Below are 13256 nucleotides of genomic sequence, written 5' to 3' on the forward strand. Positions count from 1 at the left end.
GCGTGCCATGCTGGCGGAACCGCTGACACCCGTGCAGGACACGCCGCGCACGGGTGCACCTCTTCTCGAAATGCGCGGCATCAGGAAGAGCTTTTCCGGTGTGGCCGCGCTGGATGGGATCGATCTCGTCGTGCATGCGGGCGAATGCGTCGGCCTGTGCGGCGAGAACGGCGCCGGCAAATCCACGATGATGAAGGTGCTGTCGGCGGTTTATCCCTATGGCACCTGGGAAGGGCAGATCCTGTGGGAAGGCCGTGAACTCCGGGCGAATTCGATCCGGGACACGGAAGCCGCCGGCATCGTCATCATCCATCAGGAACTCATGCTCGTTCCGCAATTGTCCGTTGCCGAGAACATCTTTCTCGGACGCGAACCGACGCGGCACGGGCAGATCGACTTCGACGCGATGAACGCCCAGTCGCAGGTGCTGCTGCGCAGGCTCCGCATGGGACACATCAACCCCGCGGAGCCCGTCAGCCATTATGGCGGCGGCGAGCAGCAACTGATCGAGATCGCCCGTGCGCTCGCGAAGAACGCACGGTTGCTGATCCTCGACGAGCCGTCCTCGTCGCTGAGCCGCTCGGAAATCGACACCCTGCTCAGCCTGATCCGCGATCTCAAGGAAAGCGGCGTTGCGTGCGTCTATATTTCGCACAAGCTCGATGAGGTCGCGGCCATTGCCGACAGCGTGACCGTCATCAGGGACGGCCGGTTTATTGGCTCGGCGCCCATGAGCGGCCTGTCGCCACGTGAGATCATTCGCATGATGGTCGGCCGCGAGATGACCAATCTCTACCCGCGCGAGCCGCACGAAATCGGTGATGTCGTGTTCGAGGCCCGGCACGTGACGGCGTTCTCCCGACATGATCGGTCCCGCAAGCGCGTCGACGACGTGTCGTTTTCGGTGCGTCGCGGCGAGATCGTCGGCATTGCCGGTCTGGTTGGCGCCGGGCGCACCGAGCTCGTCAGCAGCGTGTTCGGATCCTATCCCGGCGAGCATACGGCCGAAATCTACATCGAAGGACGAAAATGCGCGATCCGCTCGCCACGCGATGCGGTGAAGGCCGGGATCTGCATGGTGCCGGAAGACCGCAAGGCGCACGGCATCGTGCCGGGCATGGCGGTCGGGCACAACATGACGATGGCGACCCTGCCGCAGTTCGCACGCCATGGCGTGCTGGACGTGGACAGCGAAGGTCGTGCGATCGACCATGACATCGCGGCCATGCGCATCCGGACCGCAAGCCCTGCCCTCGCCATTTCCAACCTGTCCGGCGGCAATCAGCAGAAGGCGGTGATCTCTCGCATGCTGATGCCCAAGCCCCGCGTCCTCATCCTCGACGAGCCCACACGGGGCGTCGATGTCGGCGCCAAATACGAGATCTATCGGTTGATCTACGAACTCGCGCGAGATGGTGTCGCGATCATCATGGTCTCGTCCGAACTGCCGGAAGTCCTCGGCATCAGCGACCGGGTGCTGGTGATCGGCGAAGGCCGGCTGCGCGGGGACTTCACCAACGACGGACTGACCCAGGAACAGGTTCTCTCGGCCGCGATCGGCGCGGACACGTCCGACGCCCATCCGGCCCAGACCGCAGGACAACTCTGACATGGCGCCCGAAGCTCAAACTGCGAACCCCACATTCGTGCCTCCGCCCCGCGCGCGCCAGCCGCGCTCGGTCCGCTCCGTGCGGGATGCGTTCGCGCGCAACAAGATCCTGGCGTTGATCGTCGCGATCGTGGTCGTGGGCGCGTTCTTTTCCTACATGACGGGCGGCGACTTCACGTTGCCGCGCAACCTGTCGAACCTCCTGCGCCAGATGGCGATCACGGGCATGCTGGCCTGCGGGATGAGTTTCGTCATCATCTCCGGTGAAATCGATCTGTCTGTCGGCTCGCTGCTCGGGCTTCTCGGCGGCGTTGCGGCACTGCTCGACGTTGCGCATGTCCCGGCTTATGCCACCGTGCCGATCGTCCTCCTGTGCGGCGCCGCTGTCGGGGCGTTCAACGGATTCTGGGTCGCCTATCTGAACATTCCGTCGTTCATCGTCGGTCTGGCCGGGATGCTGACCTTCCGGGGCATCGTCATCGGCGTGACCGGCGGCGAGACCATCGCACCCGTGTCCCAGGCGCTGGTCAGGATCGGACAGTCCTACGTGCCGCTTCGGATCGGTGATGCCTGTGCAGTTGTCCTGTTCGGCGTCCTGGCGGTGACGACATGGCGCACGCATCAGCGCCGCCTGGCCGTGGGTCTCGCGACAGCACCCGCATGGCAGGTCTATCTGCGGATCGCTCTTTACGCAGCCGTCATCGGCGGCTTCATGGTAGTGCTGGATTCGTACGAGGGCGTTCCCTTCCCCGTGCTGATTCTCCTGAGTGTCGCAGGCATTTTCAGCTTCGTCAGCCGTCAGACGGTGTTCGGTCGCCGCATTTACGCAATCGGCGGCAATCTTGAGGCGACTCGCCTGTCCGGCGTTGACGTCCGGCTGAACAAGCTGGTGATTTTCGCAATCATGGGCACGATGGCCGCCCTCGCCGGCCTCATCACGACAGCCCGCCTCGCCGCCGGCACGCCGTCGGCCGGCAGTCTTGGCGAGCTGGACGCCATCTCGTCATGCATCATCGGCGGCACGTCCATGCGCGGGGGCGCAGGCACGGTCGCGGGTGCTTTGTTTGGCGCCCTGTTCATGGCGAGCCTCGATAACGGCATGTCCATGATGGGCCTCGACACGTTCTGGCAGATGATCGTGAAGGGCGTGATCCTGCTGCTTGCGGTCTGGCTGGACATCGCCACCAGCGCCCGGCGCTGATGCGTTTTCGATGCAGGGCGAAAGCTCCGATCCGCCCTGCATCGGTTAACGATATTTCGTTATATTCGTCGCTCATAAGTGTTGGATCGGCAAATTGACTTTGCACCTGCGGGCGCGCGGAATGACGACCCGGATGTAAAAAACCGGAGCATCATTCAACAAGGTTCCAGAGGTTTCTTCATGTCGCGGACAGCCCGATCTTCCAGGTTCCTGTGCTCGATCGCAGCGTTGCTGGCAGGCAGCCTCGGCGCCGGTGCGGCGCACGCAGCCCCATCCAAAACGCTTGATACCGTCGGCATTTCGGTGGGATCGCTGGGCAACCCCTACTTCGTCTCTCTCGTCCGCGGCGCGACGGAAGCAGCTCACAAGATCAATCCGCAGGCGAAGATTCTTGCGGTATCGTCCGAATACGATCTGGGCAAACAGTCCGGCCAGATCGACAATTTCATCTCCGCCGGCGCAGACATCATTCTTCTGGCCGCCGCCGACCCGAACGCGATCGGCACTGCTGTCAGCCGTGCGCGTGCCGCCGGCATCGTCGTCATTGCCGTGGATGTCGCCGCCAAGAACGTCGATGCGACCGTGCAGACCGACAACACGCAGGCCGGTCGCCTGGCCTGCAAATATCTCGGCGAGACGCTCAAGCAGGGCAATATCGTCATTCAGACCGGCCCGCAGGTGTCCTCCATCATCGAGCGTATGAAGGGATGCCGGGAATCGCTTGCGAAATATCCCGAACTGAAAGTCCTGTCGGATAATCAGAACGGGAACGTGGCGCGTGATGGCGGCATGAACGTCATGATGGGACACCTGACGCGCTTTCCCGACTTCAAGGGCGTCTTCACGGTCGACGATCCCCAGGCGATCGGCGCGGAGCTCGCGGCGCGGCAACTGCACCGGACGAACATCATCATCTCATCCATTGACGGGTCGCCTGACGCCGTCAACGCCATCAAGTCGGGCGGCATGATCAAGGCGACGGCATCGCAGAATCCAACGTTGGAAGGCAGCATGGCCGTGGACATCGGCTTCGGCCTCATGGACGGCCGCAAGCCGGAAAAGACGATGAACCTGATCGAGCCGGAACTCGTGACGATGGATACGGTCGCCCAGTACAAGGGCTGGTGAACCCGCGTCGCAAACAGGAAAGTCTTTCGAAAATGGCCCTGGCACGTGCGCTTGTCCTCGAACGTGAGCATGTCCTGTCGATCCGGGACATCGATGTTCCGTCCGAACTTGGTCCCGACGATGTCCGTGTGGCGATCCACACGGTGGGCATCTGCGGCAGCGATGTCCACTATTACACGCATGGGCATATCGGCCCATTCGTCGTCCGCGAACCCATGGTTCTGGGTCATGAGGCATCCGGTATCGTGACCGAGATCGGCGGCGGGGTTCGACATCTCGCCGTCGGCGATCGGGTCTGCATGGAGCCCGGCATTCCCGACGCACGGTCCCGCGCCTCGCGAATGGGCCTCTACAATGTCGATCCCGCCGTGCGGTTCTGGGCGACGCCACCGATCCATGGCTGTCTGACGCCATCGGTCGTGCATCCGGCGGCCTGTACCTTCCGCCTGCCGGACAGCGTGTCCTTCGCGGAAGGTGCGATGGTGGAACCGCTTGCGATCGGTATTCAGGCAGCCGTGAAGGCCGGTCTGAAGCCCGGCGATCGATGCGCCGTCACGGGATGCGGCACGATCGGCCTGATAGTAGCGCTGTCGGCGCTCGCAGGCGGCGCGTCCGAGGTCATCATCACCGACGTCGCGCCGGACAAGCTCGCCAATGCGGCGCGCTATCCGGGCCTGGTCCCGCTCAACGTCCGGGAGGAAAGCCTGCGCGCGCGCCTCGATACGCTGTGCGGCGCGGACTGGGGAGCGGACGTGGTGTTCGAGGCCAGCGGCAGTCCGCACGTGTATGACGATGTGCTGGCCGCCGTACGACCCGGAGGGACGGTCGTGCTGGTCGGCATGCCACCTGACAAGGCACCGTTCGATATCGTCTCGGCACAGGCCAAGGAGATCCGGATCGAGACGGTCTTCCGCTATGCCAATGTGTTCGACCGCGCGCTCGATCTGATGGCATCCGGCAAGATCGACCTGAAGCCCCTGATCGCGGAAACGTTCGCTTTCGAAGATTCGGTGGCGGCCTTCGAACGCGCCGCCGAAGCCCGCGCCACCGACGTCAAACTCCAGATCCGCGTGGGCTCGGATACACCGTAACCGCAGGACGGCACCGCACCGGCCGAGCAATCTGGCTCGGCCGGGACGAGGCTTCCAGGCTTACTTAGACCCGCGCCTGCGGCCTCCGCCGCGCTTCTTGTTCGGATCATACCCGCCGCCGCCCGGCCCGAGCGGCTTCGGGGTGTGGTCCTTGGGTTTGCGGGCGCCCGGGCGGCCCGCGGTGGAATTGCCGATCGCCGGCGCATCGAGGCCGAGTTCGATCGCTTCGAGCCGCTTGATCTCGTCGCGCAGGCGGGCGGCCTGTTCGAAATCGAGATTGCCTGCCGCCTCGCGCATCCGCTTCTCCAGATCCTGGATCGAGGCCCCCAGTGACTTGCCGACGAACTCCTTCGTATCGCCCTCCGCATCGGGCGCGACAGTGACGTAGTCCTGCTCGAACACGGAGCCTAGCGCATCGCCGATCTTCGTGCGCACGCTCTGCGGCGTAATCCCGTGCGCTTCGTTCCATTCGGTCTGCTTCGCACGACGGCGTGCCGTTTCCTCGATTGCGAACTTCAGACTGTCGGTCATCTTGTCCGCATAGAGCAGGACATGACCATCCACGTTGCGTGCGGCGCGTCCGATGGTCTGGATCAGTGATGTCCTGCTGCGCAGGAAGCCTTCCTTGTCGGCATCCAGGATCGCCACCAGCGCGCACTCGGGAATGTCGAGCCCCTCGCGCAGCAGGTTGATACCGACCAGAACGTCGAACGCACCCAGACGCAGATCCCGGATGATCTCGATGCGCTCAAGCGTATCGACGTCGGAATGGAGGTAACGCACGCGGATACCTGCTTCGCCGAGATAATCCGTGAGGTCCTCCGCCATGCGCTTGGTCAGCGTCGTGACCAGAATACGGCCACCCTTGCTGATCGTATCGCGGCATTCCGCAAGCAGATCGTCCACCTGCCCTTCGACCGGCCGCACGATCGTGACAGGGTCGATCAGCCCTGTCGGACGAATGATCTGCTCGGCGAAGACACCGCCGGTCCGCTCCATTTCCCATGGACCGGGTGTTGCGCTGACGAACACGGTCTGCGGGCGGAAGGCTTCCCATTCACCGAACTTCAGCGGCCGGTTGTCGATGCAGGACGGCAGGCGGAAGCCGAAATCCGACAGGATCGATTTGCGCGCGAAGTCTCCGCGCTCCATGCCGCCGATCTGCGGCACAGTCACATGGCTCTCGTCCACGATAAGAAGCGCGTCTTCGGGCAGATATTCGAACAGGGTCGGCGGCGGATCGCCGGGGCCGCGTCCGGAGAGATAGCGCGAGTAGTTCTCGATGCCCTTGCAGGCGCCCGTCGTCTCGATCATCTCGAGATCGAACGTGGTACGCTGGCGCAGGCGTTCGGCCTCGAGCAGTTTGCCTTCCGCCGTGAACTGCTCCAGACGGCCCTTCAGTTCCTGCTTGATGCCGATGATCGCCTGATTGAGCGTCGGCCTCGGCGTGACGTAGTGCGAATTCGCATAGAGGCTGATCTCCGCGAGGTCCGCCGTCTTGTCGCCGGTCAGCGGGTCGAACTCGGTGATCTGGTCGATCTCATCGCCGAACAGCGAGATCCGCCAGGCGCGATCCTCGTTCTGCACGGGGAAGACGTCGATCTGCTCACCCCTGACCCGGAACGTGCCGCGCTGGAAGGCCGCATCGTTGCGGCGATACTGCAGTTCCACAAGCGCCTTGATGAGCCGGTCGCGGTCGATGGAGCCGCCGGTCTCCAGCTTCACCACCATCTTCGAGTAGGTCTCGACTGAACCGATACCGTAGATGCAGCTGACGGACGCCACGATGATGACGTCGTTGCGTTCGAGCAGAGCCTGTGTCGCCGCGTGGCGCATGCGGTCGATCTGCTCGTTGATCTGGCTGTCCTTCTCGATATACGTGTCCGAGCGCGGGACATAGGCTTCCGGCTGGTAGTAGTCGTAGTACGAGACGAAGTATTCCACCGCGTTGTTCGGAAAGAACTGCTTCATCTCGCCGTAGAGCTGGGCGGCCAGCGTCTTGTTCGGTGCCAGCACGAGCGTCGGCTTCTGTGTCGCCTCGATCACCTTGGCCATGGTGAACGTCTTGCCCGAACCGGTGACGCCCAGCAGGACCTGATCGCGTTCGCCTTCTTCGACGCCGCGCACGAGTTCCGCGATCGCCGTCGGCTGGTCGCCGGCGGGTTCGTAATCCGAGACGGCCTCCATCCGCCGCACCTTGGCCTTCGCAGGCTGGCGCTCGGGCGTGAAGGCCATGGGCATATCGGGAAGCGAGGAACGGGCGGCAGATGCAGACATGGCGTAGAAGATGGCTCCTGACGGTCGCGGCGCAAGGTGTTTCGATCGTTGACGCCTAACGCGGCAAGAGGCCAGATCGACGCACGTCCTTCGATGATGAGACAGCATTTGAGCGAATACGAACCTGACACGCGCGATTCCGAACGAACCACCCTGACCCCTCGCCTGCGCGAGATCGTCTCCATGGTGCGGACCCGGGGTTATCTCTCCAACGAAGACCTTGCCCGCCATTTCGGCGTTGCCGTCCAGACCATCCGTCGCGACGTGAACCGACTGGCCGATGAAGGGCATGTGATGCGCCACCACGGGGGCGCGGGGCTGCCTTCATCGGTCGAGAACATTGCGTATGGGGAACGTCAGGTCCGCAACCGTCTCGAAAAGGCGGCGATCGGCCGCTGTGCCGCGGGTCTCATCACGCCCGACGCCGCCCTGTTCATCAATATCGGTACGACGACGGAGGCCTTTGCCGCATCGCTCGGCCAGTGTCCGCGCCTTCGTGTCATCACCAACAACCTGCATGTGGCAGCAACACTCGCGCCGCGGCCCGATTATCAGGTGGTGATCGCAGGCGGCACGGTGCGGTCGCATGACGGTGGAATCGTGGGATCGAGCGCAACCGAGAACCTCTCCGCATTCCGCGCGGATTTCGGCGTCATCGGGATCAGCGGGATCGACGAGGATGGCTCATTGCTCGACTTCGATGTCGAGGAGATCCATTGCGCCCGGATGATCATGAGGAATTCGCAGCGCGTGCTTCTGCTTGCCGACCATACGAAATGGCAGCGTCGCGCCATGGGCTGCGTCGGGCATATCCGCGATGTCCATGATTTCATCACGGATCGCGATCCCCCGCCGGGCGCGCGTGCCATGCTGGCGCAATGCAGGACGCGCATCCATATCGCGCCGCCCTGACTGGCGCAGCGCCCGGCGCGTATTGGCGCAAACCGAACACGCTTCTGTGACAAATCGTTCGTTCCTCACGAAAACGCGTTCTCTTTTGCTCGTTATCGCCGTTGATGCACGCGGTGATGTTCGGATACGAATGCCTCCAAGTTAGGGAGGCAGCCATGTCGTCGATCAGTTCCATCACGACCGCCCATGCGCCGCAGCATGACATGATCGATCTTCTGGTCATCGGCGGCGGGGTCAACGGTTGCGGCATCGCGCGCGATGCGGCAGGCCGCGGCGCCAGCGTCATGCTGGTCGAACAGGACGATCTCGCAGGTCACACGTCATCCGCCAGCACCAAGCTGATCCATGGCGGCCTGCGTTATCTGGAATATTACGAGTTCCGGCTCGTCCGGGAGGCGTTGATTGAGCGCGACCGGCTTCTGAAGATCGCCCCTCATATCATCTGGCCGATGCGCTTCGTCCTGCCGCACTCGAAGCTGCTCCGTCCGGCGTGGCTCCTGCGCCTTGGGCTGTTCATCTACGATCATCTCGCACCGAACATGACCCTGCCGCGCACGCGCGCCGTGCGTCTGCAACAGAGTTCGGTCGGCGCAGGCCTCAAGCCGGAATACACGAAGGGCTTCATCTATTCGGACGGATGGGTTCAGGACAGCCGTCTGGTCGCGCTGAATGCCATGGACGCGGCCTCGCTGGGCGCGGACATCAACACGCGCACGCGTCTGATCGGAGCCACGCGTCAGGCAACGTACTGGGAAGCAACGCTCGAAGACACCGAAACAGGCGCACGGCGGACCATAAAGGCCCGGACTCTGGTCAATGCGGCGGGCCCGTGGGTTGCGAAACTGCTGCACAGGACACTGGCCGTGAGCGGAAACAAGCAGGTCCGCATGGTCAAGGGCAGCCACATCGTGGTGCCGCGCCAGTTCGACGGTCCGCAGGCCTACATTCTGCAAAACCCTGACAAGCGCATCATTTTCGCGATTCCTTACGAGAACGACTACACGCTGATCGGCACCACGGACATTCCGTGGACGCAGGATCCGGGTCACGTCGAGATCTCCGGGGAGGAAATCACGTATCTGTGCGACAGCTTCAACCGCTACTTCAGCAAGTCGGTCTCTCCGGCCGATGTGAAATGGACGTATGCGGGTGTCAGGCCGCTTTATGACGACGCGGCCGCGAATGCCTCGGCGGTCACCCGCGATTACGTGCTCGACCTGAACACGGATGGCGGCGCGCCTGTTCTGTCGATCTTCGGCGGCAAGATCACGACATATCGCAAACTGGCCGAGCATGCCCTGGAGAAGCTGGCCCCCGTCCTGTCGGCCGTTTCCAGTCCCGGATGGACGGCGTCCCGTCCCCTGCCGGGCGGCGATTTCCAGAGTCGGGAATTCGACAAGCTGCTCGCCAGGCTCAGGGCGAAGGCGCCCTATCTCGACAAGAAGACGGCCTGGCGTCTGGCGCGCAACTACGGGACGCGCGCGTTCGATATCGCGGGCCGTGCGGCCGCTGATCTCGGACAGGATTTCGGTGGCGGCCTTTCGGAACGTGAAGTCGATTACCTGATGGATCACGAATGGGCCCGCACCGCGCAGGACGTTCTCTGGCGCCGCTCGAAGCTTGGACTGGTTCTCGACCAGGCCCAGGTCACCCGACTTGATGCCTACATGACCCACCGGCGAACCGCGCCCTCCGTATCGCACGTCGCCTAACGCAACCACGCGCGGCCCATGCCGCGCGGCATCCCACCGATTCGTTCTAGGAACGAAACATATGTCCACAGATCCGATCGCCCGGGCGGATGCCCGGACCATGACACCGCAGAAGAAGTTTCTTGGTGAACTCATCTGCGAGATGTTCGCTGTCATCATCATCATCCTCTTTGGTGACAGCGTCGCTGCGATGTACACGCTCTATGATCCGAGCCCGTACAAGACCGCCTATTGGGGCGTCTGTATCGTCTGGGGCCTGGGCGTGACGATCGCGATCTACGCGACGGGCGCCGTCAGCGGCACGCACGCCAATCCTGCGGTCACGATCGCGCTCGCGACGTATCGCGGTTTCTCGTGGAAGAAGGTGCCTGCCTATTGCGCGGCACAGATCGTCGGCGGCATCATCGGCGCGGCCCTCGTCTATGCCCTCTTCGGGCCGGTCATCGACCATTTCAATGCGACGCATCATCTGACGCGTGCACTGGATGGTGGGGCCGCGGGCGTGTTCTTCACTCATCCCGGTGATTACATCACGGCGAGGCATGCCTTCTTCGACGAGACGGTGCTGACGGCGATGCTGCTGTTCGGAATCTTCGCGATCACCTGCCAGTTCAACACGCAGGCACCGCAGGCGAACACGTCCGCCCTGATCATCGGCCTTCTGGTCGCGACCATCGGTGCATCGGCCGGCTATCTGGATGCATGGGCCATCAATCCCGCCCGTGACCTTGGGCCGCGCATCTTCTGCTACTTCGCGGGCTGGGGCTCGTCCGCCTTCCCTGCTCCCATGAATTACTGGTGGGTTCCGATCGCAGCGCCCATTCTCGGCGGCCTGATCGGTGCCGGCATGTATCACACGCTGCTGCGGCCCTTCATGCCCAATGCGCCGCTGCCCACGGCGGAAGTGACAGCACCCACCCCCGTTCCGCTCGCCGATCCCAACCATTTCGGCACGCCGTCCCATCCCTGAGACCGTCTCGACCCTGACACGGACCCTTCAAGGAGCACCATCATGACCAAGCAAGACCGCATTCTCGCCATCGACCAGGGCACGACCTCGACACGCTCGATCGTCTTCGACAACCGGGCCCACAGCCTGTCCGTCGCCCGCCGCGAGTTCGAGCAGTTCTATCCGGAGCCGGGCTGGGTGGAGCACGATGCCGAACAGATCTGGCGCGATGTCGTCCAGACCGCCCGCGAGGCGATCGAGCAGGCCGGATCGCCGGAGCGGATCGCAGGCATCGGTATCACCAACCAGCGCGAAACCGTCGTGATCTGGGAGCGCGACACCGGGCGACCGGTCTACAAGGCCATCGTCTGGCAGGATCGCCGTACAAGTGCCCTGTGCCAGAAGATGAAGGCCGACGGGATCGAGGAAACGGTACGCGCCAAGACGGGCCTGCTGCTCGACCCGTATTTCTCGGCGACGAAATTTGCCTGGATCCTCGACAACGCGCCCGGCGCACGGGATGCGGCAGAAGCGGGCAAGCTTGCCTGCGGCACGATCGACAGCTTTCTGCTGTGGCGTCTGACCGGCGGCCGCGTGCATGCGACCGACATCACGAATGCCTGCCGCACACTGCTGTTCGACATCCACAAGCAGGACTGGGACGAGGAACTGCTGCGCCTATTCCGGATCCCGCGTGCGATCCTGCCGGAAGTGCGCGACAACAGCACGATCTTCGGCGAGACCGATGCATCGCTTTTCGGCCGCCCGATTCCGATCGGCGGCATGGCCGGCGACCAACAGGCAGCCGTGGTCGGCCAGGCATGCTTCGAGGAAGGCATGGCCAAGTCGACCTACGGCACGGGCTGCTTCATGCTGCTCAATACGGGCACGAAGCCCGTCATGTCGCAGAACAGGATGCTCACGACCGTCGCCTACCGGATGCGCGGCCAGACCAATTACGCGCTCGAAGGCTCGATCTTCGTCGCAGGGGCTGCGATCAAGTGGCTGCGTGACGGGCTGCACCTGATCACCCACGCGTCCCAGACGGACGACATGGCGACGCGCATTCCGGACAGCCACGGCGTCTTCATGGTGCCGGCTTTCGTGGGCCTCGGTGCGCCGCACTGGGATCCGGATGCACGCGGCCTTATCTGCGGCCTGACACTTGGTTCGACATCCGCACATATCGCGCGTGCAGCGCTCGAATCCGTGGCGTTCCAGACCTACGATCTGGCCCATGCGATGCGCGAGGACGGCGGTGCGCAGGCCCGTCGCCTGCGGATCGACGGCGGCATGGCGGCGAATGACTGGTTCTGCCAGTTCCTGTCCGACATGCTCCAGGCCGAGGTCCAGCGACCACGCGATCTCGAGACGACGGCACAAGGGGCGGCCTTTCTCGCTGGCCTGGCCACAGGCGTCTGGAATGACCTGTCCGAGGTCGCGGCGACATGGTCGGAAGACCGCGTGTTCCGCCCGCAGATGGAAGCCAACCAGCGCCGCACGATGCTGAATGGCTGGGCCGATGCGGTACGCCGCACGCTCACGCCGCAGGTTCCGGCCGAGACGAAGCCGTCGATCCATCCGGTGTCCAGCCACGCGGCCTGACATCGCGGGCGCATCTTCGCCCGAACCGGTCTGACAGGGGCGTCGACGGATTTCCGTCGGCGCCCTTGTCGTGTCCGGCGTGCCTTGCCATGCTATGACACATTCAATCGCCATTCGACGGAACACGCCCATGGACATCCAGACGATCGATCAGACCTACACCCAGCTCCAGGGGCAGGCTCAGCAGTCAGCCCAAGCGCTCCAGACATTGGGCAACAAGCTTCAGGCTGCGGCCCAGAGCGGCGACCAGCAGGCCCGGGAATGGATGCTCGACCTGCGTGAGTTGGCGCTCTCGTTTCAGGCTGAACAGCAGCAGGTCGCGGCCCTGTTGCAGAATCTGCATAACGCCATGGCGCAGCAGGCCCAGACGTATGCACCTCAGGATTACGGCCAGCAGCAGGGCTACGCACCCGCACCGCAGCCGCAGCCGGCCGCTCAGCAGGGCGGCGGTTTCTTCAACAATTTCCTGAATTCCGGGTTCGCACGTTCGGTCGAAGCCGGAGCCGGCTTCGGAATCGGCGACGACCTTATCAAGGACATTTTCTAGGCCTCACCCGCCGGGATCAAAACCCGCCGCGCAACGGTGGGTTGATTGCCTTCGCGCGAGGATCATCCGTCAAGCCTGACACGGATCCGACGACCGAGTCACAGATTCGGGACACAATTCGCCGCCCGTTGCCCCGCCCCGGCGGAGGGCGGCCACAAGGCGGCGAACGTCAGACAATCGACCTAGAGCGGCTCCACTGAACGCTGATTCTGTGGCGTGACAGGA

Annotated in this window: 10 protein-coding genes; 9 read left to right on the forward strand and 1 reads right to left on the reverse strand. The window is 63.6% G+C overall.

The window, feature by feature from the left end; translation table 11 throughout:
- Window positions 1-7 precede the first annotated feature (7 nt).
- The 4 genes from B8446_RS06355 to B8446_RS06370 all read left to right on the forward strand — a co-directional run bounded on the left by B8446_RS06355 (window position 8) and on the right by B8446_RS06370 (window position 5029).
- Window positions 8-1609 carry a xylose ABC transporter ATP-binding protein gene (locus B8446_RS06355; protein WP_048848354.1) on the forward strand — a complete coding sequence of 534 codons (1602 nt, stop codon included), beginning with the start codon at window positions 8-10 and terminating at the stop codon, window positions 1607-1609.
- Between the two features lies 1 nt (window position 1610).
- Window positions 1611-2810, forward strand: a complete 1200-nt coding sequence (locus tag B8446_RS06360) for a sugar ABC transporter permease (RefSeq protein ID WP_048848356.1) — start codon at window positions 1611-1613, stop codon at window positions 2808-2810.
- Between the two features lie 180 nt (window positions 2811-2990).
- A complete protein-coding gene (locus B8446_RS06365) occupies window positions 2991-3938 on the forward strand; it encodes an ABC transporter substrate-binding protein (RefSeq protein WP_048848358.1) in 948 nt (315 codons plus the stop codon).
- Window positions 3939-3976: 38 nt separating this feature from the next.
- Entirely contained in the window at window positions 3977-5029 is a 1053-nt protein-coding gene (locus B8446_RS06370) for an NAD(P)-dependent alcohol dehydrogenase (protein WP_148505879.1), read from the forward strand.
- 60 nt (window positions 5030-5089) lie between these two features.
- Here B8446_RS06370 and uvrB read toward each other — a convergent pair whose 3' ends face one another.
- Window positions 5090-7306: an excinuclease ABC subunit UvrB gene (gene uvrB / locus B8446_RS06375; protein ID WP_048848362.1), complete on the reverse strand. Its 2217-nt coding sequence runs from the start codon at window positions 7304-7306 to the stop codon at window positions 5090-5092.
- A 153-nt stretch (window positions 7307-7459) separates the two neighbouring features.
- On the opposite strand from uvrB, the gene B8446_RS06380 reads away from it, so the two are divergent.
- The 5 genes from B8446_RS06380 (at window position 7460) to B8446_RS06400 (ending at window position 13031) form a co-directional block, all read left to right on the forward strand.
- A complete protein-coding gene (locus B8446_RS06380) occupies window positions 7460-8218 on the forward strand; it encodes a DeoR/GlpR family DNA-binding transcription regulator (RefSeq protein ID WP_264921907.1) in 759 nt (252 codons plus the stop codon).
- Window positions 8219-8373: 155 nt separating this feature from the next.
- Window positions 8374-9930 carry a glycerol-3-phosphate dehydrogenase gene (glpD, locus tag B8446_RS06385; RefSeq protein WP_048848365.1) on the forward strand — a complete coding sequence of 519 codons (1557 nt, stop codon included), beginning with the start codon at window positions 8374-8376 and terminating at the stop codon, window positions 9928-9930.
- Between the two features lie 100 nt (window positions 9931-10030).
- Entirely contained in the window at window positions 10031-10900 is an 870-nt protein-coding gene (locus B8446_RS06390) for an MIP/aquaporin family protein (protein WP_048848439.1), read from the forward strand.
- Window positions 10901-10942: 42 nt separating this feature from the next.
- Complete coding sequence (gene glpK, locus B8446_RS06395) at window positions 10943-12484, forward strand: glycerol kinase GlpK (RefSeq protein ID WP_048848368.1); 1542 nt, start codon at window positions 10943-10945, stop codon at window positions 12482-12484.
- Window positions 12485-12614: 130 nt separating this feature from the next.
- On the forward strand, window positions 12615-13031 hold the full coding sequence (locus tag B8446_RS06400; protein ID WP_048848370.1) for a hypothetical protein: 417 nt from the start codon (window positions 12615-12617) through the stop codon (window positions 13029-13031).
- Window positions 13032-13256 lie beyond the last annotated feature (225 nt).

Source organism: Tanticharoenia sakaeratensis NBRC 103193 (assembly GCF_000963885.1).
GTDB classification, from domain to species: Bacteria; Pseudomonadota; Alphaproteobacteria; order Acetobacterales; family Acetobacteraceae; genus Tanticharoenia; species Tanticharoenia sakaeratensis.